Origin of the sequence: Pseudoalteromonas sp. NZS100_1 (genome assembly GCF_015864285.1) — a bacterium.
GTDB classification, from domain to species: Bacteria; Pseudomonadota; Gammaproteobacteria; order Enterobacterales; family Alteromonadaceae; genus Pseudoalteromonas; species Pseudoalteromonas arctica.
Genome location: NZ_JADYXN010000014.1, coordinates 85026 through 108848 on the forward strand (window position 1 = coordinate 85026; position 23823 = coordinate 108848).

19 protein-coding genes are annotated in these 23823 nt (G+C 39.6%); 10 read left to right on the forward strand and 9 right to left on the reverse strand.

From position 1 onward, the window contains the following. Positions 1-37: 37 nt before the first annotated feature. Complete coding sequence (locus tag I6F66_RS11290; RefSeq protein WP_197209286.1) at positions 38-3193, reverse strand: M1 family aminopeptidase; 3156 nt, start codon at positions 3191-3193, stop codon at positions 38-40. Then, positions 3187-4050: an ABC transporter ATP-binding protein gene (locus I6F66_RS11295; protein WP_197209287.1), complete on the reverse strand. Its 864-nt coding sequence runs from the start codon at positions 4048-4050 to the stop codon at positions 3187-3189. Before I6F66_RS11295 ends, I6F66_RS11290 begins: the two co-directional genes overlap by 7 nt. A gap of 343 nt (positions 4051-4393) precedes the next feature. Here I6F66_RS11295 and I6F66_RS11300 point away from each other — a divergent pair, with 343 nt between their 5' ends. Next, positions 4394-5902 carry a sensor histidine kinase gene (locus I6F66_RS11300; RefSeq protein WP_197209288.1) on the forward strand — a complete coding sequence of 503 codons (1509 nt, stop codon included), beginning with the start codon at positions 4394-4396 and terminating at the stop codon, positions 5900-5902. Then, positions 5896-6576, forward strand: a complete 681-nt coding sequence (locus I6F66_RS11305; RefSeq protein ID WP_197142653.1) for a LytTR family DNA-binding domain-containing protein — start codon at positions 5896-5898, stop codon at positions 6574-6576. The genes I6F66_RS11300 and I6F66_RS11305 overlap by 7 nt, the downstream gene beginning before the upstream one ends. 139 nt (positions 6577-6715) lie before the next feature. Here I6F66_RS11305 and I6F66_RS11310 read toward each other — a convergent pair whose 3' ends face one another. After that, positions 6716-8764 (reverse strand): TonB-dependent receptor, encoded by a 2049-nt coding sequence (locus I6F66_RS11310; protein ID WP_197209289.1) that lies wholly within the window; start codon positions 8762-8764, stop codon positions 6716-6718. A 674-nt stretch (positions 8765-9438) separates the two neighbouring features. Between I6F66_RS11310 and I6F66_RS11315 the strand changes: the two genes are divergently transcribed. After that, the gene (locus I6F66_RS11315) at positions 9439-10992 is read left to right on the forward strand and encodes a PepSY domain-containing protein (protein ID WP_197209290.1); all 1554 of its coding nucleotides are present in this window, start codon (positions 9439-9441) and stop codon (positions 10990-10992) included. 110 nt (positions 10993-11102) lie between these two features. On the opposite strand, the gene yddG is transcribed toward I6F66_RS11315, so the two are convergent. Further along, complete coding sequence (gene yddG, locus I6F66_RS11320; RefSeq protein WP_197209291.1) at positions 11103-12011, reverse strand: aromatic amino acid DMT transporter YddG; 909 nt, start codon at positions 12009-12011, stop codon at positions 11103-11105. Between the two features lie 180 nt (positions 12012-12191). Here yddG and I6F66_RS11325 point away from each other — a divergent pair, with 180 nt between their 5' ends. From I6F66_RS11325 to I6F66_RS11355, 7 genes are all read left to right on the forward strand, one after another. Further along, complete coding sequence (locus I6F66_RS11325) at positions 12192-12845, forward strand: TetR/AcrR family transcriptional regulator (protein ID WP_197188445.1); 654 nt, start codon at positions 12192-12194, stop codon at positions 12843-12845. Positions 12846-12848: 3 nt separating this feature from the next. Further along, positions 12849-13331 carry a putative 4-hydroxy-4-methyl-2-oxoglutarate aldolase gene (locus I6F66_RS11330; RefSeq protein WP_197209292.1) on the forward strand — a complete coding sequence of 161 codons (483 nt, stop codon included), beginning with the start codon at positions 12849-12851 and terminating at the stop codon, positions 13329-13331. A 464-nt stretch (positions 13332-13795) separates the two neighbouring features. Then, a complete protein-coding gene (locus I6F66_RS11335) occupies positions 13796-14998 on the forward strand; it encodes an amidase family protein (protein WP_197209293.1) in 1203 nt (400 codons plus the stop codon). Next, on the forward strand, positions 14995-16596 hold the full coding sequence (locus I6F66_RS11340; RefSeq protein WP_197209294.1) for a gamma-glutamyltransferase family protein: 1602 nt from the start codon (positions 14995-14997) through the stop codon (positions 16594-16596). The genes I6F66_RS11335 and I6F66_RS11340 overlap by 4 nt, the downstream gene beginning before the upstream one ends. After that, positions 16584-17408, forward strand: coding sequence for a sulfite exporter TauE/SafE family protein (locus I6F66_RS11345; protein WP_166420396.1), 825 nt, complete (start codon positions 16584-16586; stop codon positions 17406-17408). The genes I6F66_RS11340 and I6F66_RS11345 overlap by 13 nt, the downstream gene beginning before the upstream one ends. A gap of 3 nt (positions 17409-17411) precedes the next feature. Further along, the gene (locus I6F66_RS11350; RefSeq protein WP_004334657.1) at positions 17412-18641 is read left to right on the forward strand and encodes an alanine--glyoxylate aminotransferase family protein; all 1230 of its coding nucleotides are present in this window, start codon (positions 17412-17414) and stop codon (positions 18639-18641) included. Positions 18642-18655: 14 nt separating this feature from the next. Then, positions 18656-19939 (forward strand): allantoate amidohydrolase, encoded by a 1284-nt coding sequence (locus tag I6F66_RS11355; RefSeq protein ID WP_197209295.1) that lies wholly within the window; start codon positions 18656-18658, stop codon positions 19937-19939. Positions 19940-20077: 138 nt separating this feature from the next. Here the strand turns inward: I6F66_RS11355 and I6F66_RS11360 are convergent, their stop codons facing one another. From I6F66_RS11360 to I6F66_RS11380, 5 genes are all read right to left on the reverse strand, one after another. Continuing rightward, entirely contained in the window at positions 20078-20380 is a 303-nt protein-coding gene (locus tag I6F66_RS11360; RefSeq protein WP_197209296.1) for a hypothetical protein, read from the reverse strand. A gap of 44 nt (positions 20381-20424) precedes the next feature. Continuing rightward, positions 20425-20673 carry a DUF1272 domain-containing protein gene (locus tag I6F66_RS11365; RefSeq protein ID WP_165729010.1) on the reverse strand — a complete coding sequence of 83 codons (249 nt, stop codon included), beginning with the start codon at positions 20671-20673 and terminating at the stop codon, positions 20425-20427. Next, positions 20667-21029: a 2OG-Fe(II) oxygenase gene (locus I6F66_RS11370; protein WP_197209297.1), complete on the reverse strand. Its 363-nt coding sequence runs from the start codon at positions 21027-21029 to the stop codon at positions 20667-20669. Before I6F66_RS11370 ends, I6F66_RS11365 begins: the two co-directional genes overlap by 7 nt. 234 nt (positions 21030-21263) lie before the next feature. Then, the gene (locus I6F66_RS11375) at positions 21264-22802 is read right to left on the reverse strand and encodes a glucan biosynthesis protein (protein ID WP_165729012.1); all 1539 of its coding nucleotides are present in this window, start codon (positions 22800-22802) and stop codon (positions 21264-21266) included. A 556-nt stretch (positions 22803-23358) separates the two neighbouring features. Next, the gene (locus tag I6F66_RS11380) at positions 23359-23595 is read right to left on the reverse strand and encodes a hypothetical protein (protein ID WP_165729013.1); all 237 of its coding nucleotides are present in this window, start codon (positions 23593-23595) and stop codon (positions 23359-23361) included. Positions 23596-23823 lie beyond the last annotated feature (228 nt).

Consider the following 23823-nt stretch of genomic DNA (forward strand, 5'->3'; position numbering starts at 1 on the left):
TTTTGATTTACTAAATATATGTTCAAATTAAACGTACTTACTCTAAAAACAGTGTGTTTATTAAGCTTTCTTGTTCTTTTCCAGCTTCATGTTTTAATGCTCGTATAAAATCCATAGAATTGGCGGGACTGTTTGGATAACCATGATTTTTCCAAACCAACTTGAGCGCATTAATAATGGGTTCATCCCCAATAGCAGCGCGTAGCTTAGCAAAGACAATGGTTGCTCGCGAATATTGGTCAAAGCTTTGTGTAGCATCAACTAAGGCTGATCGCTCCTTTATGTTCATCAACATACTTTGCTCGTAGCGTGTTGTTTCATACTCAACCAGCGCTTGCATTGTCGCTTTCCCATAACGCTGCTCTATAACAACAAGCTCAATATACTTTGCCATAGACTCCACTAAAAAAGCGCTATCTGAAAATACCCCATTACCAATATCATGGCCAAACCATTGATGCGCGGTTTCGTGAACTGCACGGCGATAGCGTTGATCAAAGCCTGCATTAGCGCTTGGCTTTGATCTAAAACCAACACTGTCTTCAATAAGTATAAGTTGCGGCAATGCATAACCTGTAGCACCAACACTAGGCGAGCCTATTAAACTCAATTGTTTTGCTCTATAAGGGCTTATATTATTAAGCCATTTTATTGTATCGCCCATTGCGCTAAGGTTTACAGCTATAGACTCCGCTCGTGCTGGCTCGTTTTTATCTTTAGCAAACACGTTTAACATCACGCCATTTTGCTGCTTGGTAACAGGGGAGCAAGGCACCGTCACCCAAGCTGGGATTGCATTTATGGGTGTACGAGTCTCAAAATGAAATATTTCGCGGTCATCTTTGCTGGTACGTGATATTTCCTCTCCTTGGGTTATAACCTGATAACCACTTGTTGTACTCACTTTACTCGACATAGTAAGCCACTGGTAATGAGTACTTGCTTTCACCGTTTTAGCAAATAGCTTCGTGGGTCTAATAACCGACTTCACTTTAAGTGCGTGTTGCTGACGAAGTATAGGATCGGTTAATTCATAATTACCTTGATAGCCAACAGTCGGCAATAAAGGCACTGATCGTATATAGCTAAATTCAGGGGTTATTATCTGATGGCCTCTTACTGGCCAAAGCTTAGCTTGATGAACATCAAACCGTGTAACTAGTTTACGTATTTCTCCAGGCTGCATTTCATTCTCAAACTTAAACACAGCTTGATTAAGCAAGGGAAAGCTTTTAGCCCTTTGTGCGCCATCGATTTCAATATCGGCCCATTTATAAAAACCAGAGCGCCCAACCAATATCTCTTTAATAGGGGCTTGATGGGTGTTTTTTAAGGTATATATTAAGGAAAAATGAGCTTGCTGCTGATGCGGATAAAAGTCTACATTTGCATCAATGTGCACAATTTTTGGCTGTGCTACATTGCGCCATTGTGAGAATGCTTTTTCGTATTGTGCTTTAAATGCCTCGCGTTTATGCGAGTTGGTTAAAGGCTTCTCCTCAACCAGTCTTAAATGTAATTGAGTAAATAGTGCCACAGTGATAAGTAAAGGAATAAGTAACCAAAAATGTTTAACCCCCATTACTCTTCGGCTCAACCCGGCACCTCGGTGATTAAAAATACCCGTAATTATAACTAAACTTATACACGCCGCTAACCAAACTGATATATAAGGCCAATAACTACTTATACTTGCACGATAACCCCAAAAGTTATCAGGTGCCTGCAAAGGCGTCCAACCAACACTCCACAATGTATGCGTAAGACCAAGATAAGTCATTATCGGTGTAAATTTGATCAGTAAAATAACAGCAATTAGCAAACCCGCAATAAGCTGCGAACGACACAAATTAAATACACACAAAAATACACACGCAATAATGGCAAGCACAATTGCCATCAAAAATAAAATGGTTAAATGTACTTCAAATTGATATGCACTGTGTAAAAACCACTGAGCTGCACTTGCCCCTAATAAGCTCATTGTTAAAAAAACCAATATCATAGTACCTAGGACCAATAACTGACTGTTTAAAAAGTAATATGTTTTGAGCGGTGTGGCAGCGATCAGCTCAGCTATATTATAGTATTTAGCAAAGCAGCTTACTTGCCAGCTCCACAAAGCCATTAATAAAGTGCCAAACAACAATTGCATATCAAATGCATAATAGCTAATTGCATCAAGGCTTGTGGTGCTCATAACACTCATTGGTTCAACATAACCAGACGACGAGGCAACACTATGAAAAACCATCACCGGCCAAACAAAAATAATCAGTAAAGTAACTGGGTGTGAAACCAAATTAACCAGCGTAGTTTTGTATAAACTGGCCATCATCAAAAATGGCTTTTGCGTGACTCTCGCTGTTTTATATTCAGCGGGTTTTAACGTGTTGTAACGAATGTATTCGTTAGTATTTTTACTTTTTTTACTCTTTAATAATGTGTGTTTTTTATTTTTACTAAAAGTAATATAAAAAATACCAACAGCAAGCATACTCACAACAACGCGATTAATAGCAAATGAAGCCCCTAATGAATTGGTTAAACTGTTTATTACGGCTGTGTATGCAAAAGGGTCAAGCCAAACAAATAATGTATAAAAGCGATTGCTTATAATACTACTTCCAGCAAGCATGGGATTTCCGGTAATACTTGCAAGCATTATGTAGCCTATCCACAACACTGTAAAAACAACATAATTGGGTAATGAATTAGCTGATTTATGGCAAACAAAAAAGGCAACCACAACTAAAAAGCAGCTATTTGGTAACAACACTAAAAAGCTATTAAATACAGTAAAAGAAACCATATTTGGGATATAGCCCAATTGCCTTACATGCATGTATATCATTACTAAATCACTGATTAAGCTGATAATAAAAACCAAGCAAATCAGTAAGCATACCCTTGCTAAACTGCGCTTAAATAAACTAGTTTGCGTAGCATAAATAAGCTCCTGCATTGACGCGTGCTGATCTCGTAAAAATATAACGGGCGCTAACACTCCTACAAGCACAGGTAACTGCATCATTTGTAGCATTGTAATATTTAACTTCAATTGTTTTAACGAATCAACTTCAACTGCTGCAAGCCCAGAGGACAACATAACCGCAAATACCAAAGGGATAATAATGCACAGCCAAACAAGTGGTTGGCGCACTGCATATCGCCACTCATTAAAAATTAACATGTTTGACTCCCTTCATTAAGTGCAAAAAAGTACTTGTCTTGAAGCGTAGCGGGCGAGTTTATTGCATTTTGTGCAGGAGCCGTGTCTGCATACACACGAAATGACGCTCTACCATAGCGATGGCTCTTACTTAATACATGCTGAGTTGGTATGCCCGTGGGTAAACTTTCGAGCTGCCAAATCTTACCTTCTAAAGGAACTAGTAACTCTTTTACGTCACCGCTTTGTATGAGTGCTCCTTGATCTATAATGGCCACGTAGTGACATAAATTTTCAACATCTTCAACAATATGGGTCGATAACAATACCAACCTATTTTGACTAATACTAACGAGTAAATTATTTAAACTTTCTCGCTCCACAGGATCAAGCCCAGCAGTGGGTTCATCCATAATAATTAGCTTTGGGTTACCTAACAAAGCCTGAGCCACACCAAAACGCTGCTTCATTCCTCCCGAAAAATTAACAACTTTTTTATTAGCAAACTGAGTCAAATTGGTTAGCTCAAGTAAACTATTAATTTGGTTTTTGCGTGCATTACCATCTATGCCTTTTAATACGGCAATATGCTCAAGTAACGCCCGACAACTCATATTGGGGTACACGCCAAAATATTGTGGTAAATAGCCTAGCTGCGATCTAAGCGCATCTGGTTGGCTAATCACATCAAGGCCATTAAAATTAATATGTCCGGAGTCGGCATTTTGTAAACACGCGAGTGTGCGCATAAGTGTTGATTTACCCGCTCCATTAGGGCCAAGTAGACCGACCATACCGGCGGGTAGAGTGATCGTCACATCATTCAAAGCCTGCGTACCATCTGCGTATTTTTTGTTGATATTTTTCAGTGTAAGCATTAGTTTCATCCTTAATTGGTATAGCACCAGCTTAAGAAAGCAAGTCAATACAAGCGAGAAAATAATGGTTAACGTATTGAAATAAATGATGAACATAAAAAAGTAACGTTGGTCATTTAAATATGACCTTTCATCATTTAAATAAACGGCCTAGTATGCTTAAAACGGTTACTAACCCTATGAAATAAAATAATTATTTTAAAAATAAATTATGATTGAAACAATTTTATGGATAAACTAGCGCGCTCAGCGTAGTGAATTGTGCAAAGGTAATGTTTAAAATAAAAAGACAATTTTATCTAAGCATATCTGCTCAGAAACTATAATAAAAACGGAGTCACATATGCAGCAAGCCAATACACCAATATGGCAACGCTTTAGCATTACCCAGCTAATAATTTTTTTACCGCTAATTGCTGCTATTATGCTCGACTCTCATATACGCTTTTTGTCATCACATATGGATTCAACGAGCCAATATCTGGCTATTAACATTCAACTTTTTTTACAGTGTATTCCCTTTTTTATTGCCCATGCGTTTGCATATCGTTTATTACTTACACCCGCAATCATAGTTTGGCTGTCAGGCTTTTTAGCCTATCCATCTCTCTTGCTAGTATTTAATAACCAGCTTCTTAACTTTTCGCAATGGCAATATCTTGATGCACAATGTTGGGTATTGTGCGCATCTGCAAGTGGTATATGGCTTATTACTAAACGCACTAGTAAAAATAACAATGTGTTGAGTAATAAATGGCTTAAATCCTTGTTTTCACTTGATACAGTCGTATTTATAGTACTTTTAGGTTGGGCAATTGTTACATCAAGCATACTCAATACGCACACTGATCCTATGTTAAACCAGCCTGTTGAGCCTGTTATTGACGTTTATAAAGTATTCACACAGTTTGATACTTTTTTGGGTTATCTTTGGCAAATTACTGTTTCTGCCGGATTAGTATATGGAGTGTATTTATTAAATAGATATTTATTAATACGCTACGTATTAACCTATCATGGTGTACTGATGTTTTTGTTTGCAAGTTTAATAAGCCTCGTTGCACTTACACCTGTATTAACATCGTGCTTGCTACTGTTACCTATTAACGATTTACCTGCAGGCATTGCTAACTTAACACCAGGTGGTAATGATAATATTTTTAGCCCTGAAAATTATCAGTTTGTATTTTTATTTTTGGCTATAAGCACACCGATTATTTTAGCGTTTGAACGACAGCAACAACACGTTCAAATTAGCAACATTGCTCAGCAACAAACAAAAACAGAGCTAAAGCTACTTCAGCAGCAAATTAACCCTCATTTTTTATTTAATACATTAAACAACCTTTACGCGCTGACATTAAAAAAAGCAGATAATGCACCAGATCTTGTTATGCAATTAGCTAATTTACTGCGTTACAGTGTTTATGAAGGCCAAAAAGCACAGGTGAGTTTAGAAAAAGAAATCAATTACTTAAAAGGTTTTATTGCATTACAGCGTTTGCGAAGCGCTGAGCGCTGCAACTTTGATGTGCAATGGCCTGAACATCAACAACACTATTTAATTTCGCCGCTACTGTTAATAATGATTTTAGAAAACGCGATAAAGCATGGTGTAGAGCCCACGTCACAAAAAGTAACGGTTGTGTTTAAAATCACCATGGCCGATAACATACTAACGCTATTTTCCTCCAACCCTATTCTACCTAATAACAATTCAGAGCATGGGATGGGACTTAACAATTTACGCCGTAGGTTGACTCTTTTATATCCAAATAAGCACACATTAATTATTAATGAAAATAAAAACCTTTGGCAAACCACACTTAAATTGGAGCTGGCTGCATGCTAAACACAATAATTGTTGATGACGAGCCGCTCGCGCATGACGTTATACTGCATCATTTAAGTGCCCATAAAGATATTAATATAAGCGGACAATACCTTAACGCTAAAGATGCATTATGTGCTTTAGCCACATCATCTATTGATTTGTTATTTTTAGACATAAACATGCCCGAACTATCGGGCATTGCATTACTAAAAGTGCTCGCGAATCGACCACAAGTGATTATTATTAGTGCGTATCAAGAATATGCTTTAGCCGGTTTTGAACTTGACGTAACTGACTACCTACTAAAACCAGTCTCTGCGCAACGCCTTGAACAAGCACTCAATAAAGTACGGAAAAAAAGAAAACACATAACGCTAAATTCCAAGGCACCTCTGACTATTACGCTTAAAATCGATCGTAAAAAACATAAAATTCAATTAAGCGACATAGACATGTTTGAAGCGTATGGAAATTATGTAAAAGTATGGCAAGGTGAAAAAGCATTACTTGCAAGCAGTACTCTCAAATACATATTGCAAGAGCTTGATACTTCATTTATTCAAGTCCACAAATCTTACGTTATTAACAAAAATAAAGTTGTTGCGTTAAGTAATGAAAGCGTTCAACTAGCATCAGGCGTGTCAGTTAAAATTGGCAAGTCATTTAAACAACAAGTGCGCGACATTATTTAATTTAAGCTCGGTTAAAGTTCCCCTTTATTTAAAAGCCCTAATGCTTTAGGGCTTTAGGGCTTTAGGGCTTTAGGGCTTTAAATTATTTTACCTTTAAAAAGTAGCGTTACAATTTCCAATTCATTATTTTAGAAGCACGTTAAAAACGATACGTTACTGAAGCACCTAACGTTTGAGGATTCACTACCGCAACATAACCCGTTGGGTAACGACCACTTGCAGGCTCAACTGACGTAAATGCTTCTTCATCTAATGCATTATTAATAAAAGCACTCACCAACCAATGATCGCTATTATAGCTTATTGTTGCACGCGTAATTGTATAACCTCCGGCAACACGCTCTTCTGTATTAGTTAAATCGCCATAGTAATCGTCTACATAATTAGCGCTCACATTTAACTTTAAGCTATCTGTAAACCAATGCGATAAACCTAAACTTGCAGTTAGCTCTGGTGCTGAGTTTAATTCGTTACCTACTGCATCTGAATAAGTCGCTGATTCATCTATTTTAGTTTTTAACAAACCTAGCCCTGCATGTAACTGCCATTGCTCATCTAACATGCTATATGCTTCAAGCTCTAAGCCATAGCTATGTGCATCGTCAATATTAGTGATTTTTCGACTTGAGCTTAAGGCTTGATAACCATTAAAGTTATTGTAAAAAATATTAGCACTAATATTTAAATCACCATTATTTAGTACGCTACGCGAGCCTACTTCATAGGTATTTACTGATTCTTGCTCGTAGTAATAATATTCTTGAGCAGCAAAATCTAAGGCACCACCACCAGCGTTATAACCACGGCGAGCACTTGCCGATAAGGTAGTGTTGTCAGTTACTTTATATTGAACAGCTACCGTAGGTAGTTTTATCGTATTAGAATTATCTAATTGCTCAACTAATCTGCTGCCACCAAAAGCCATATCAAAATTACGAAGTTGTTCTTCACGCTCAACTCGCAGCCCCGCTGTTAACGTAAGCTCATTTGTTAACTCAAAGCTTGTTTCGCCATAAATTGCTTTAGAGTCACTACTATCGTCACCAAAATAATTGGTTGCACCAACGCTTTTAAAGTCTTGTTCACGGTCAAAATAAGCAATACCTACAAAACCCGAATAAAAATCACTATTTAAGCCAAAATTTAATTTACTATCAATTGTGATATTTTTTTCATCCATAGAAATATCAGATTCCGCACTGGCAAGTGCCTCATATGCTTCAAAGCCCCAGTCATAATCCATATAAGCGAGTAATATATCGAACGAAAAGTTATCATTTATTTTATAATCAATATTTACCTGGGTCGTGTCTGACTTGGTATCCATATCGCGCTGAAATAAAGGCACATAATCAAACGGTTCATCACCTTCAAAGTACTTACGACCTGTATTACCCTCTTCACTGTAGGTAGAGTAAGTTAGCTGTACAGCTAAATCGGTCGTTGGGATATACAGTAATTTTGCACGCGTACTACTGGTATTAAGCTGATTTAAGTTTTTATCTGTTGGATTGGTTTCATGTATCGTTGGGTTGCTAAAGGTTTCACCATTTACATATTGAGTAGATAAACGAAATGCTAGTACATCCTCAATTAAAGCCCCTGAAACAACCGCGGCTGTATCAAGATAACTATCTTGATTTCTATACCCAACGCGTACAGCACCTTCAAAATCTTGTGTTGGTGCTTTGGTTGTCATATAAACTGCACCACCAATGCTATTACGACCATTGCTAGTTGACTGCGGTCCACGGTATACCGCTATTTGATCTATATCCCACAAACCTGTATCACCGGTTAAATCAGCTACAAACGGCTGACTTACACCATCAACAAGCGTTGATACTCTTGCTTTAGAGCCACCACTAAATGAGTTAAAACCTGTTGCACCACCATTACCCGACACACCGCGCATGTCTGGCACGGCTCCAGTAAGTACCACTACATTTGCCATTTCTGCCAAAGCTTCTGAAACAGAACCTAGTTGTCCATTTTCTAATAGTGACTTATCTACCACTGCAACCGATGTAATCGTATCTTTGAGTGACCTTTCGATTTTTTCGCCTGTTACAATAATTGTATCTATTGATTCGCGACTTGTTTCATCAGCAAATGCATTGCTTTGAGCCAATAACAAAGAGCTTGTAATCAGTAGTGAAAGTTTATTAGGCTTAAATGAAGCTACCACAGTTATTTCCTTTTATGGATAGTTGTTTTATTTTTCGAAAAAATAGCACAAACACACACTTGTTGCAATTGAGTTTAGTTATCATTTAGAATAGCAACATCATTAATAAGTGTTTTAATTTATGTTGCAACTTACCCTTTCTCTTATTCTATTTACTGCTACATCCCTGTTTTATCTTAGTAACCGCCACCAACGACTTCTAAGCAAACCCATTAACAAAAGCCGGCGCAAGCTCGCATTTATCCTTTTTGTTATTGCAATACCATTAGCCTTATATGCTTTTTCTAATGCGGCAGCCGTATTTTTTATCATTTTAATGATAATGCTCGCTTTAATAATAATTCCGCTCGTAAGCCTGATTAAACACAAGGAAGTAAAATAATGTCATCTGCACAAAGGCAAAAAGTAAAACCAACTTGGCTTGGCAAAAGTTTGGCTGGTTGTTTTTTAGGGCTAGCGCTAGCGTTTATTCTCGTTGCTTTTTTTGCATGGTACGGAGCGGGAGGCATAGATGCGCCCGACAAAGTGCAATTTAATATGTGGATGATACCCATTTTATGGTTAACTATTTTTAGCTTCACCTACCTGTTTAGTTCAGCAAAAAATGCTTGGCTGACACTTGGGGGCTTAAATATAACGCTATATAGTCTATTTATAATTTTAAGGAATTGGCTATGAGAGTAAGAACCGATATTTTGCGTACCTACCAAGGCGTGCATACATGGACAGGAATAATTGCAGGTTTAGTACTTTTTATAGGTTTTTATGCTGGTAGTTTAACCATGTTTAAACACGAATTAGCACAGTGGGCAAACCCCGCCAGTGCACCAGTGACTAAACCACACACTAACAATCACCAAACATTAGTTGATCAAGCAATAACTAAGTACCCTGAGCAAATGGGTAATGGTTTTTCTCTCGATTTATTAACAAATCAAGCGCCACTATCTTGGTATAGCCAAGGTAAAGAGCGCGGGATGAAACTTGATAATCAATTACAGGTACTCTATCTAAACCAGCAAAATGATCTTGTAATACAGCAACAAAGTGAGAATAAACTTGCAGATTTAATAGATTACTTACATCGAACCGCAGGGTTTGCAGGCGAAATTGGGCACGACCAATCAGGCGTATATATACTCGGTATAGCATCTGCACTGTACTTTTTAGCATTAGTGTCTGGCGTAATTATTTTACTACCTACGCTTGTAAAAACCTTTTTTGCGATTCGAAAAGAAAAAGGCGCCAGTCGCTTTTGGCTCGATAGTCATAATTTAGTTGGGATCGCCAGTTTGCCTTTTCATTTAATTATAGCGTTTACTGTGGTGGTATTTGCATTTCATGATCTGGTTTATGATGGTCTATCAGCATTTTATGACGATAAATCCTTTTTTCAACGACCTGCCCCAGCAGCACATAATTATCATATTGCAAACTTACCAAGCATAAATAAGCAGCTCCTAGCGGCAAAAAACTACGCCCCAGGTTATGAGCCAATTCACATTACATTTAGTCGTTTAAATACAAACAGTCCGACTGCAACATTAAAAATGAGTAATAGCAGCGCTGTTGTTCGCGGACCTGATACCGACTACTTATTCTTACACCCCTATACATTAGAAGTACTTAACTCAAGCTATCCGCAAGGAGATGATGGTGTTTGGGGTAATATAGTAGGAAGTTTCTTTTCACTTCACTTTGGTACTTATGGAGGTGAATGGGGACGTTGGGGGTATTTTGTTATGGGGCTACTTGGCGCATTCTTATTTTACTCTGGTAACTTATTATGGCTAGACAAGCGCTTTAAACAAGATGCCAACAAACGAAGTACACGATTTATGGCAAATTTAACAATTGGTGTTTGCTTAGGGTCAATGATTGCAATGGTTGCCACTTTATTACAAGCTAAATGGACTAACCAATATATGGGTAACGCAAATTACAGCTATCTCTATAGTTACTATTTGGTATTTTTTGCCTTTGTTGCTTATACCTTTTTTAAAGGAACTCACCACGCTAGCTATTGGGGCTTAATGGGTATTGCACTTTTATCTGCTGGAATGGGGGTTTCAACACTTATACAGGCTTTATTAGCTGATGATTTTTTAAAATATTATCAAAGCGGTTTTGTTGATATTAGCGCTGCAGTATTTGCATTAATATTTTATTATTGTGCAAAAAAAGTTAGAAATAAATCAGTAAGCTATGCAGTTATACCTGCAAAATAATAAAGAAAAACTTAATGAGGCGTATTGCACGCCTCATTAAAGGTATAAATTTAGATTTAAAATATAAAATCATTAAATATCAGTGCTTTATAAGCATTAACTAAAGTAGATTAGTTTACTGTGCGTTTAGGCTTTTCTCGCGTTACAAAGTAGCAAATTAACGAGCCCACTGTTACCAGTACAACCCCTTGCCAAAACGAAGCACTCAGCGTAATAGATAAATACAACGCCGAAATAATACTAGAAAATACCGGTGTAAAGTACGAAAGCGTACCCAAAAGCATTAAGTTACCGCCAATAATAGCTTGATTCCACAGTCCATAACCGCTCCCCACGACTACACCAGCTAATAATAACGTCATGCTTGAGCTGAGTGAAAACGTTAATGGCGCTTCATTACTAAAACCATATTGCGCCCACAAACTCATTGCCGTAACAGTAAAAAATAACGTAATGGCATTTTTACCATTACTCAGTTTTTGCGTCACTACGCAATAAATAGCCCATATAAACGCTGCAGCTAATGCCATTAGGTAAGTAGCAGGATTATCAGCAAAGTTAGTAACAAGCGTATCGAGTGACATTTCTTGATCGCCCGTAATACACCAAGCAACGCCTAAAAAAGCAATAATCATGCTTGGGTAAACCCAGTAACTTACTTTTTTACGACCAATAATAATAGAGAGCAGTATTGTTAGCGTGGGCCATAAATAATTAATAACCGCCATTTCCATTGCCTGATGACGACTATTTGCCATACCAATAGAAAGCGCCAAGCAAATTTCGTACGATACAAATAATAAAGTACCTACTACCAAGTAGCGTTTCGAAAAACCACTAAACTTGGGCACTCCCATAACCAAAATTAAAAATATCGCACTGACAGAATACATAGCCGCAGCACCACCAATGGGGCTAAACAACTCAGAAATATCCCGTAGTAATGCAACTAAGCAACTCCACAGTAATATTGCAGCGACTCCATATAGTGTATATTTATTTTTGTTTATAAAATCCATTTGCCAATCCAAAAGTACTACTCGTAAATTTGAAACTAAACTAACAGTAATTATTTAATTAAACAATTAAAGTTAATAGCTTAAACCTCTCGCCTGTTTTTAACATTCACCTTTTTAGTAATTGACCTTTTGGTCAGTAAAGCTACAATCAATCAATACGTTAAACACGCAAACTCTATAATGACCACACAAATAAAGCCAAATAAAAAAGAAATTACACGCGAGAAAAACCAAAAACTAATTTTAGATGCCGCCGAGCAATTGTTTTCTCAATTAGGTTACGACGGAGCAAGTATGAGCATGGTTGCTAAAGAAGCGCAGGTGCCAAAAGCTAATATTTTGTATTACTTTAAAAGTAAAGATGGTCTGTACGAGTCTGTGATCGACCGCATAATAGCTAATTGGAACTTGGGGCTTGATAACGTCACAATTAACGACGATCCAGCTACCGTGCTTTATAACTATATTAAAAGCAAAGTAATACTCGCCGTAAATCAGCCAATGCAATCTCGCTTATTTGCCAGTGAAATACTGCGCGGTGCGCCTTATTTACAAAACTACTTTAGAACCAATACCCGCCCTTGGGTTAAACAAAAGGTTGATGTACTTCAAGCATGGATGGACGCAAATAGAATGGATAAGGTTGACCCCTACCATTTGCTCTTTACTATTTGGTCTACCACGCAATATTACGCCGACTTTCAGGCTGAGGTTTTACTCGTAATGAACAAATTAGAGTACGACGAAACTGATGTGGCACAAATTACGCAATCAATTGCCCACATAATTTTAAAAGGTATTGGTCTTAAAATACCTGAGCAAAGTGAGACTTAACCCATGACATCCTTTACTACACCCGATTTGTTTGACGATCATCGCGATAACGTGCAAGTAGCAGACAGCGGCCTTTACCACTTTGGTAAAAAAACCACGTTTTATGGCAAAGTAGTTACCGTTACCTGCCCAGAAGACAACTCTTTTGCTGCCGATATATTGCATGAAAATGGTGAAGGTAAAGTGTTAGTTATAAACGGGTTTGCGAGCAAACGCTTTGCATTTATAGGCGACATGATGGCTGAGCGTGCCCTAAATAATGGCTGGGAAGGCGTAATAATAAATGGCTGTTGCCGAGATATAGAAATACTCGCCACGATGAACTTACCTGTAATGGCGCTAGGTTCTACACCGCGTAGTACCTTAAAGCGCGGCTTTGGTGATAAAAACCAAGCTGTTACCATGCTTAGCACCACCATAGAACCTAACGACTGGGTTTACGCCGATATTAATGGTTTAATCATCAGTAAAACGCCCCTCATTTAGCACTCAAAACTATATAAATAAAGACCAACTTGGTGCACCTACGCACCAAATTGGTTTGTTTTAACTCATTTTAATCTCACTATTTCTACAGCCCACATTTAAAAATCTCATACAACCCAACAAAACCTGACCAGTTGGACAGGTTTTTAATTTATGGCATTCCTCTTGCTTAGTCTAAGCACAATAAAATCAAAACTACCGATTAAAAAGCGGAGCTTTAGCAATTGCATTAAATTAGTGATCTATTATAACGCGAAGAAAATAGCGCAATAACAAGGCAAAAATTATGACATATAGTTGTTCTCTATGAATAATTTTTAACGAAGTAAGTGCGCTATTTAATCCGATAGAATGATCATGTTTTTAATAAAATTGGTATTAAAATAATAATAACCAGCCCGCTTTTTAATCACTCTTAACTTAATAAGTAAGTACTTGGTCAGTTTTATAATAATGAGCTGCAAATGAGTGATAAAAAAAACAACAAAAGTATATTTTGCAATCACGGTCCTACCCTGTGGCAAACAAGCCAATCTGGTCTACTTGCAAACAATCGCTTAGCCGTAAAAGATGTATTTGCAGTAAAAGGCGAGCGTAACAGCGCTGGCAATCCACACTGGTTTAAAACAGCTAAACCGGCTCAAAATACGGCAAGCTCGGTTAATAAGCTCATGACCGCTGGTTGTAACTTTATAGGCTTTACCCACACAGACGAACTGGCTTATAGCTTAGAGGGTAATAATATACATTATGGCGCTGCGCAAAATCCTAAATTAAAAGGGCATGCTTGCGGTGGTTCGAGTATGGGATCTGCCGCTGCAGTGGCTGCTAACTTAGCCGATATTGGCTTAGGCACCGACACTGGCGGCTCAATTAGAATACCCGCCAGCTATTGTGGTTTATATGGCATAAGGCCAAGCCATAACGTGATTGAAAAAGACGGCCTAATACCGTTGGCACCGCCTTTTGATACCATAGGTTGGCTTACTCAAAGCGCCGAGCTATTAAGCGATGTAGGTAATGTACTGTTACCAAATCAAGCTATTAATAAAGTAAATACGCTGGTTATTTGCGAAGCACTCTTTGAACTCGTTGACCCCTCTTTACAAGCACCTCTGGGTAAGCTTTTAGAAAAAACCAAACCTTATTTTAATCATCATATCGATTTTAAGCTCCCCAAAAGCAGCCTGCTAAGTGAGCTTGCCGATACCTTTAGAATATTACAAGGTCGTGCGATTGCTAAAACGCACCGAGACTGGCTAGAACTCCCAGATCAGCTTTCTCATTTTGCGCCAGCAATTGCGGCTCGTTTTAAAATGGCACTGGCTTTAACCAAGCAAGAAGAACAAGAGGCGTTAAAAATACAGCACGAATGGCAAGTAATCGTCGCTAAAAACTTAAACAAGCACAGCTGCTTATTTTTACCCACCACCCCTACAACTGCACCTAAATTAGGCGCCGACACAAGCGCCTTACGTATGCAAATTATTACGCTTTCGGCAATTGCAGGACTTAGTGGCTCAGCGCAAGTGCATTTACCGCTGGCTGATTTAGCAAATGATCATCCTTATGGTTTTTCATTAATGATGACCCACGGTAACGATAAAAGCCTACTTGCTTGCGTTAAGCACCTAGCTGAACACTTTAAACAGGACACACCGGCATGACCACACACAATATTGCATTTACCGCGTCTCATTTTTCGGCAACAGAGGCGGGTATAAATATACTAAAACAAGGCGGTACAGCTACCGAGGCTATGGTAGCGGCTGCCGCTGCGATTAGCGTTGTGTATCCACATATGAACTCAATTGGTGGCGACAGCTTTTGGCTTATCGATAACCCAAACCAAAAAACGCCCACTGCTATTGATGCCTGCGGCCGCGCAGCAACTAATACAACGGCGTATAACCCGCTCACGCAAATACCAGAGCGCGGCGGATTAAGCGCACTAACTCAAGCGGGTACAATTCGCGGTTGGCAAAAGGCGCTTGAACTAGATGAGCACGCAGCACTACCACTGTTAAACATTTTAGCGCCCGCTATTGAGCTTGCTCGCGAGGGTTTTACCGTAACAAAAAGCTTGCAAGCAGGCTGCGAAAAGCTAGCCGCTGCTAACAATACTAATAACGCGTTTAAAAACCTCTACATACCCAATGGCAAGCCCTTACAAGCAGGTCAACATTTTAAAAACCCTAAACTTGCTGCAACGTTTGAATACTTAGCAAAACATGGTTTAAACGCATTTTATGAAGGCGCACTTGCTAACTCATTTGCCGCCGACTTAGCAAAAGCAGGCAGCTCAATCACCGCAGGTGATATTGCAAATACAAAAGCCGAGGTCGTTACTGCGCTAAATGCTAACTTATCAGGTATTGATTGCTACAACTTACCCGCGCCAACACAGGGCGTGCATTCACTACAAATAATTGGTGCCGTAAATAAGTTAAAGCATTTAGCTAAAACCGATGCCGACTGGACGCACTTAATTGTTGAGGCAACTAAACAAAGCTTTACGCATCGCCCTACCCTTTGGGCTGATCCTAATGTGTTAGGGGATGATTATAAAAAAGCACTAACTGATGATCGCTTAAGCCAACTTGCTAACAATATTGATATGAGTAAAGCCAAACAATGGTCATTTAACGCAGAGCCTGGCGATACCGTGTGGATGGCTGCAAAAGATAAAAACGGGCAATTAGTAAGCTTTATTCAAAGTATTTACTGGGAATTTGGCAGCGGAATACTAATGAGCGAAGGCGGCTTTGTGTGGAATAACCGAGGTTTAAGCTTTAGTTTAAACAATGAAGATATTGATGCGAGTAACAATATTAACGCCCTTGCGCCAAATAAAAAGCCGGCTCATACACTTAACCCAGCAATGGCAAAGTTTAGCGATGGTCGTCGACTTGCTTACGGAACAATGGGCGGTGAAGGGCAACCACAAACCCAAGCCGCTGTTTTTGCAGGCTACGCATGGCGAAATAAATCAATAAAACAAGCAATTAGCGACCCTCGTTGGTTACTTGGACGCACATGGGGCGATACAAGTACAAATTTAAAAATTGAAAAGGGGTTAGTTTTTCATATAGAACATGAATTAAATCAACGTGACCACGATTGGGTAAGCGTTGATAATAATAGCGAAATGATGGGGCACGCTGGGGCTATTTTAGATACACCTACAAGCCTTGAAGCTGCAACAGATCCTCGTTCAGATGGACGTGCAACAGTAACTACAGCAGGAACACAATGTCAGAAATAATAAACCAATGGCCAATAGTAGCGGCCTTAATAGCAACCGGTATTTTTGCCGGAATTTTAGCAGGACTTTTTGGTGTAGGCGGCGGTATTGTTATCGTACCTGTGCTGTATTTTTTACTGCAAGGTTTTGGCGTAAGCCCAGAGTCGGCAATGATGATAGCCACCGCCACATCACTTGCAACCATAGTACCTACTTCGCTTTCATCTATTCGCTCGCATCATAGCAAAGGAAATATTGACCTTGCGCTAATAAAATACTGGGCACCGTTTATATTAGTTATGGCGGTAGTCGGTAGTATTATTGCTCATTCCGTTCGCGGTAACGCATTAGTGCTCATGTTTGCCTGCATTGCCATTTTGGTAAGCCTTAATATGTTATTTAGAGCCGGCGCACCCGCGCTTGTAAAACAACTGCCAGGTAAATTTGGTCAAGGCGTTATGGCAAGTATTGTAGGTGGTTTGTCGGTAATGATTGGCATAGGCGGCGGTACTATTGGCGTACCTATGCTAAACGCATTTAATGTACGCGCCCATGTTGCAGTAGGAACTGCGGCCGTTTTTGGTTTATTGATTGCGCTACCAGGTGTTATTACCTTATTAAGTATTGGCACAACGCCAACCGATGCTCCCCTAGGTACGTGGGGGTTAGTTAACCTCCCTGCCTTTTTTCTTATTATTCCGCTGACTATTTTATTTGCGCCTATTGGCGTAAAAATTGGTAGCAAGCTGGATCAAAAACAACTAAAACGCGCTTTTGCCGTTGTCTTAATGATAACCGGCATTCGCATGCTCATTCAGACTCTGGGAGCCTAAAATATGTTTAATAACACGCAAGTTCAAACCTTAAACCCACCACAGCGTTTATTAATGGGACCAGGTCCTATTAATGCAGATCCTCGTGTTTTACGTGCTATGTCGGCGCAGCTTATAGGTCAGTACGACCCAGTAATGACCGGCTTTATGAACGAAACCATGGCGCGCTATCGCGAAATTTTTAAAACTAAAAACGAATGGACCATGCTAATAGATGGCACATCGCGCGCAGGGATTGAAGCCGTATTATGCTCAATTTTACGCCCAGGCGATAAAGTATTGGTGCCAATTATGGGGCGCTTTGGCCACCTACTTGCTGAAATAGCAGAACGCGTTGGCGCAAAGGTACATACAATAGAAGTACCGTGGGGCGAAGTGTTTACGCCAGAACAGATCGAAAAAGCCATTGTTGATGTAAAACCCCATGTACTTGCTATGGTACAAGGCGATACATCCACCACCATGAACCAACCTCTTGAGCATATTGGCGATATTTGCCAAAAGCACGATGTACTATTTTATTGCGATGCCACCGCATCTATTGTGGGTAACGAACTTCCTGCCGATGAGTGGAAACTCGATGCACTTTCTGTTGGCCTACAAAAGTGTTTAGGCGGACCTTCTGGGTCAGCGCCATTGACACTAAGCGACAAATGCGCCGAGTGGATCCAAAAACGTAAAAAGGTAGAAGCAGGCATCCGCACTGCCGATCATACCGATGGCACAGAGCCCTTTGTGCGCTCTAACTATTTTGATTTAGGTATGATCATGAATTACTGGGGAGAGGAGCGCCTAAATCATCATACCGAAGCCACCAGCATGCTGTATTGCGCCTCAGAATGCGCCCGCATAGTCATTGAAGAAGGTGTAGATAACTGCGTAGCACGCCACAAATTACATGGCGATGCCATGCTAACAGGCATTCAAGCGCTCGGCTTAAATGTATTTGGCGATTTAACGCATAAAATGAACAACGTGCTGGGTGTTTATATACCCGAGGGCATTAATGCCGATCACGTACGCGGACAAATGCTAACCGATTTTGGAATAGAAATAGGCACCTCGTTTGGCCCACTGCATGGCAAAATTTGGCGTATTGGCACCATGGGCTACAACGCCCGCAAAGATGCTGTATTACAAACACTTGCAAGCTTAGACGCTTGCTTACATGCCAACGGTTACAAAGGCCCTAAAGGCGAAGCCGCCATTGCCGCCCTCGCTCACTATAAATAAAAAAAGGATTTAGCATGACGATTGTAAGCCCCCTTTTAAAGCCTTTGTTAAACAAAGAACTTGCTGATGAATACGCAACACGCGCTTTATCTCGCTGTAAAACCCTCAGCGCACTATCGCAAATGCAAGGCGGTATTCACCGCGTGTACTTATCAAAAGAGCACAAAGAGTGTAACGCTGTTACTGCATCGTGGATGGTTGAGGCTGGCATGCAATCGTGGCAAGACGAAGTGGGCAACCTTTGGGGGCGGTTTAAATCATCAAACCCCCATGCTAAACGTTTAATTATAGGATCGCACCTCGACACCGTACCAAACGCAGGTGCGTTTGATGGTATTTTAGGTGTACTACTGGGGATAGAAATTGCAGCGCTTGCACATAAGTTAAAGCTCGACCTGCCCTTTCATTTAGATGTAGTGGGCTTTTGCGATGAAGAAGGCACTCGCTTTGCCACAACTTTAATTGGCTCAAAAGCCCTCGCTAACGAATTTGACCCACAGTGGCTAAACATTGAAGACACAAACGGCATAACTATGCGCCAAGCCATGCTCGACTTTGGCTTAAACCCTAACGACTACGCAAAAGCTGCACTTAATAAAAATGAATTACTAGCTTACTGGGAAACTCATATTGAACAAGGCCCTGTACTCGAATCGGTTAATCAGGCGTTAGGCGTTGTAACTGCAATAGCAGGAGCAAAGCGCGCCATGCTTACCCTAACAGGCCAAAGCGGTCATGCGGGTACAACGCCAATGAATTTACGTCAGGATTCGTTAGCAGGCTGCGCTGAATTAGTAACCGAAATTGAAAAACTAGCAAGCAATGCTAAAAATGGCGAAGTTGCCACCGTAGGGCAAATACAATCTCGCCCCGGTGCAACAAACGTGATCGCAGGTAAAACAACCATAAGCCTAGATGCACGTGCACAGAGCGACACCGATCTCGCTAACTTACTAAGCGCCATACAAAGCAGCGCACAGTCTATAGCAAGCAAACGCAATTTAACACTTGATTGGCAATGGACGCATGCCGCCGGTGCCGTAGCGTGCGATACTCAAATTCAGCATTTGTTTTCAAGCGCATGTAAACTCAATAACCAAGCATCGCCTTCACTTGCCTCAGGCGCAGGGCACGATGCAATGGCAATCGCTCCAATTTGCCCCGTTGGCATGTTGTTTATACGCAGCCCTGGCGGTATAAGCCATCACCCAGCAGAAGCCGTTATCGACAGCGATGTAACAAAGGCACTCAGTGTAATGTACAGCGCGCTTTTACTTTATGTGAAAGAGTGTGAGTGATTTTAAGGTAATCGAGTAAACCAAGTATATTAACTTGGTATGCTTAGGGGCTTAAACCTCCTCAATGTCATTTGGAGGTTATTACTGAAGGCAGGTAAATGCAGGAAAACACAGGAATATACGTTATTTAAAGTAGCTTTATCGAGCTGCCCTTTGCTCTTTTAGGCTAAGGCGTTTATGTGAGCTATATACATGTTGAATGTTTGTACCATTGACCAAATATGCATCCATTTCAACGGTAATTAAACCCGATAATGGCTTGATTTCTAGAACACCCAACTCACCTAAATTTGCAGATAGTAAAGTATTATTCCTAATAGCTAACAAAGTTTTGTCAGTATCTCGTAAGTCACCATCCACATATAATTTAGCACCACTAAACCAAGCGTTAATTATTTTAACTTTGATTGACTTAACGGTAAATTCAAAGGATTTTCTCATCAGATCTCCATATTCAGAAAATGTAATTATTATACTTTGTGTTCTTATGTATTTGGCGCACAACCACTTTCTTTTAATACCCGCTTAGTTGATGCTGGGTAATTTTTTAGTGCAGCCAAAGGGCGAATTGGCCGCTGAACCAAATTACCTGAGCAGTTTGGGCACACGTTATTTAACACCGTTTGAGCACAGCCAGAACAAAATGTGCATTCAAATGAACAAATAAAAGCCTCTGTGGACTGTGCAGGTAGATTCTTATCACAACATTCACAATTAGGTCTTAAATCTAGCATTTAGCGCTCCCTTTTATCCACCCAATGCTGAGTAAATATCGACTACCTTTTATAACTTTTGATACCTGATGCTCACTTACATCAGGGCGGAATAGCTTAACTCGCTTTGTTTCAAATATCGGATTAGTGCAAATAAACTCACCACCCAAATCTGCCTTTTTAAGCACTATATTCAATCGATAGTGTTTACCAGATTCAACCTTGTCTGTATGTGGTGCTATTTCACTTCCTTGTGGAAATTTAAGCAAATATGTATCAAATTTAATTGGCCACGTAGCACCACAAATCAACATTTTATCGTAGCCTGACTTTTGCCTGCCTCGCTCCCAACAAAATAATTTACTCAAAAAAAACATAAAACTCCTAGATACACCTAACAAGCAGCAGGTTAACTCGTTTTTTATTTTTATTGATAAACAAACCATAGCCGAGTTCATATTTTGATTCAATCGATTACTGTATTTTACGTGGGATATAAAAGGGAGTTTTAATGGTGTTTTGATTGGCGTTTTAAAAGACATTATGGTGGCTATAATTGACAGAAAATCAAAATATAGCCACCCGTTTTACTTTAATGCTTATTTAAGGGCTTATTTAATCGTAACCTTTGCATCACTTACCCATGTCTCAGTTATAGCTTCATCATTTTTATCAACTAAATACGCGCGTATGTTTACCGGATTATTGTTAGCTTGTTTGTAGTCAAACGCTAATCGCCATTGGTTTGTACCAACTACCGGATAAACCCCAATAGGTTCTAGTATTTCACCGTTGCTGGCTTCAACAATCGGCTTTATACCACTTTTGTTATCTAAGTCTTTAAATGCTGGACCTTCAAAATCAATCACCATTTTGTTAACGCCTTCAGGAATTGGCTGGCCGGGAATTCCGCCTAAGCCTTGGCGAGTATTTACAACGCTTGCAAGCGTTTTTGATTTTGGATCGAGTGGACGCCACTCTATATCATAAGAAAAGGTAAACTCATCACCTTTGCGCGCCTCTTTTTCAGGCACCCAATAGGCAACAATATTGTCAAACGTTTCATCTTTTGTTGGAATCTCGATTAACTGAACTGCCCCTTTCCCCCAATCGTCAGTAGGTTTAATCCACGCTGATGAACGCTTATTGTAAAATACGCCGTCGTCTTGGTAGTTATTAAAGTCACGGTCTCTTTGGATTAAACCAAACCCTTTTGGGTTCTCATCAATAAAGCTATTGGTCGACACCGACTGAGGATTATTTAATGGGCGCCAAATGTATTGACCCGATCCTGTGTGAATAGCCAGCCCATCACTGTCGTGAATTTCTGGGCGCCAGTCTTTAGCAGTTGTTTTATCTTTTTGTGAGTACCAATACATGCTCGTAAGCGGCGCTACGCCTAAGCGTTCAACATCGGCGCGCATATACAAATTAGCGCTCACAGAGGTGATATGCCCTTTATCTTCTTTGTTATCTTTGCTTAAACCAAAACGATAAGCACCGGTGATAGAAGGCCCTTCAAGCAATGCCCAAACAGACACACTTTCGCCTTTTTTCTCTGCGGGACCAATCCAAAATGCAGAAAAACGCGGAAATTCTTCTGGTTGATTCATACCCGTATTAATCGCGATACCTCGCGCCGACAGTCCATATTGCCCCTCTGGCCCGTCCGTACGAAAATAAGACGCACCCAAAAAAGATATCCAATCGGGTTTCATATCTGGGCGCATTACTCTAAAGCCTGCAAATCCAAATCCTTCAGGGAGTTCGTGAGCTGGGCTGTCATCAGGCATATCAAAAACGTCATTACTAAAAGGTACATTTTGCACCTGATTTTTATCGTCTCTGATATAAATACTTACTGGCTCAGGAAAATATCGGCCAGGGTAAAATAATTGTACAGGTGCGTTTTTTCCACTTGGATATAAGGTTTCATCTTCTTTAAAGCGTATTTTCCAGTGTTCGTCATACGTAATTTTATCGATTAACTCCGGCGCTGGAACCTTGGTTGCCGTATAGGGCTTTTCGGCTGAGGCTTTTGCCAGTGCTTTTAAGTCTTCGAATGAAAACTCCGTTTTATCTAATGCTTCTGTCGCGTAAGACGACATCGAAGTGCTAAAAATAATTGCGATAAATAACTTTAATTTCATAAAAAGAATGTCCAATAAATTGAGTCAAATAAAAATGGGAACGCTGCACGAACGTATGTTTAACTTAAAGTTCTGTATGGATATTACGTGACGTAATATGAACTAGCGTTTACTAAGGTATTGTTATTTGACTACAGGACCTCCCATAATTAATTTGTTTTTACGGGAATTAATTTTAAGGGCGATTGCGCGCGTTTAATGATATCGCTGAAGTGAAAATAAACGGAAATAGCGCAGTTTATTGGACGAAGCCGTCAAGAGGTATGGATATATTTAGATTTTAGTTGCCCACTATTCCAAGGCAAATACTTGTAGAGTGGCTGGTTTTTCTATTCGTTGTAGTTACATAGTTGATTTGGGCTAAAGCGTATTATAAGCAGTAAAAAGTGAAGGGTAAGCCTATATAGAACTGTGGTATTTAAATTGATAAGGATTACATTTAAGTGTTGAAAAACAAAGAGGCTCACCACTTTTAAAATTTGCAATTAATAGCTAAATTTGACTAGTCGTCCACCTCAGGGCGTGTTGTTAGCTTTACTTTAAATAACTGCCAAGTTTACTCTTTAGTTTTTTGTGGTGATGCAGAATACAACCAACTAAAAAACTTAATACCAATAAAGTAAAAAAGATAAATAGTCATGAGTTTAATTATAAATTTAATAATATCAAAAGGATCTGACCATATATTATATTCAAAACCTATTAAAGGTAATATCCAATCAGAACCTAATAAAACAAACAGCAGAGTCATATAGGTTGTAAGAAACGGTAGTTCTTTTTTAGATGTTGTCACCAAACCTCCTTGTAATGCTAACGAGACTGTAGAATAACTCCAACAGCCAAATTCAATTAAAAAAGCGAGCTCCTGTAGTTAACTCTAAGCGTTTTTAAAGCATTAGGTAATGCATTTGGAACCCATAAAACAGGCTGTTTTTCTTAAAAATGAGTAATTCTACAGCCTATCGTGGTAGAGCGACCTATTGCTAGGCCGACCCCACACAGATCCGGACGTGCGGAACTA

Excerpts from the sequence above, each read along its gene's own strand:
- I6F66_RS11290 (WP_197209286.1), bottom strand. The coding sequence starts at position 3,193 with ATGTTAATTTTTAATGAGTGGCGATATGCAGTGCGCCAACCACTTGTT.
- I6F66_RS11295 (WP_197209287.1), bottom strand. The coding sequence starts at position 4,050 with ATGCTTACACTGAAAAATATCAACAAAAAATACGCAGATGGTACGCAG.
- I6F66_RS11300 (WP_197209288.1), top strand. The coding sequence starts at position 4,394 with ATGCAGCAAGCCAATACACCAATATGGCAACGCTTTAGCATTACCCAG.
- I6F66_RS11305 (WP_197142653.1), top strand. The coding sequence starts at position 5,896 with ATGCTAAACACAATAATTGTTGATGACGAGCCGCTCGCGCATGACGTT.
- I6F66_RS11315 (WP_197209290.1), top strand. The coding sequence starts at position 9,439 with ATGAGAGTAAGAACCGATATTTTGCGTACCTACCAAGGCGTGCATACA.
- yddG (WP_197209291.1), bottom strand. The coding sequence starts at position 12,011 with ATGGATTTTATAAACAAAAATAAATATACACTATATGGAGTCGCTGCA.
- I6F66_RS11325 (WP_197188445.1), top strand. The coding sequence starts at position 12,192 with ATGACCACACAAATAAAGCCAAATAAAAAAGAAATTACACGCGAGAAA.
- I6F66_RS11330 (WP_197209292.1), top strand. The coding sequence starts at position 12,849 with ATGACATCCTTTACTACACCCGATTTGTTTGACGATCATCGCGATAAC.
- I6F66_RS11335 (WP_197209293.1), top strand. The coding sequence starts at position 13,796 with ATGAGTGATAAAAAAAACAACAAAAGTATATTTTGCAATCACGGTCCT.
- I6F66_RS11340 (WP_197209294.1), top strand. The coding sequence starts at position 14,995 with ATGACCACACACAATATTGCATTTACCGCGTCTCATTTTTCGGCAACA.
- I6F66_RS11345 (WP_166420396.1), top strand. The coding sequence starts at position 16,584 with ATGTCAGAAATAATAAACCAATGGCCAATAGTAGCGGCCTTAATAGCA.
- I6F66_RS11350 (WP_004334657.1), top strand. The coding sequence starts at position 17,412 with ATGTTTAATAACACGCAAGTTCAAACCTTAAACCCACCACAGCGTTTA.
- I6F66_RS11355 (WP_197209295.1), top strand. The coding sequence starts at position 18,656 with ATGACGATTGTAAGCCCCCTTTTAAAGCCTTTGTTAAACAAAGAACTT.
- I6F66_RS11360 (WP_197209296.1), bottom strand. The coding sequence starts at position 20,380 with ATGAGAAAATCCTTTGAATTTACCGTTAAGTCAATCAAAGTTAAAATA.
- I6F66_RS11365 (WP_165729010.1), bottom strand. The coding sequence starts at position 20,673 with ATGCTAGATTTAAGACCTAATTGTGAATGTTGTGATAAGAATCTACCT.
- I6F66_RS11370 (WP_197209297.1), bottom strand. The coding sequence starts at position 21,029 with ATGTTTTTTTTGAGTAAATTATTTTGTTGGGAGCGAGGCAGGCAAAAG.
- I6F66_RS11375 (WP_165729012.1), bottom strand. The coding sequence starts at position 22,802 with ATGAAATTAAAGTTATTTATCGCAATTATTTTTAGCACTTCGATGTCG.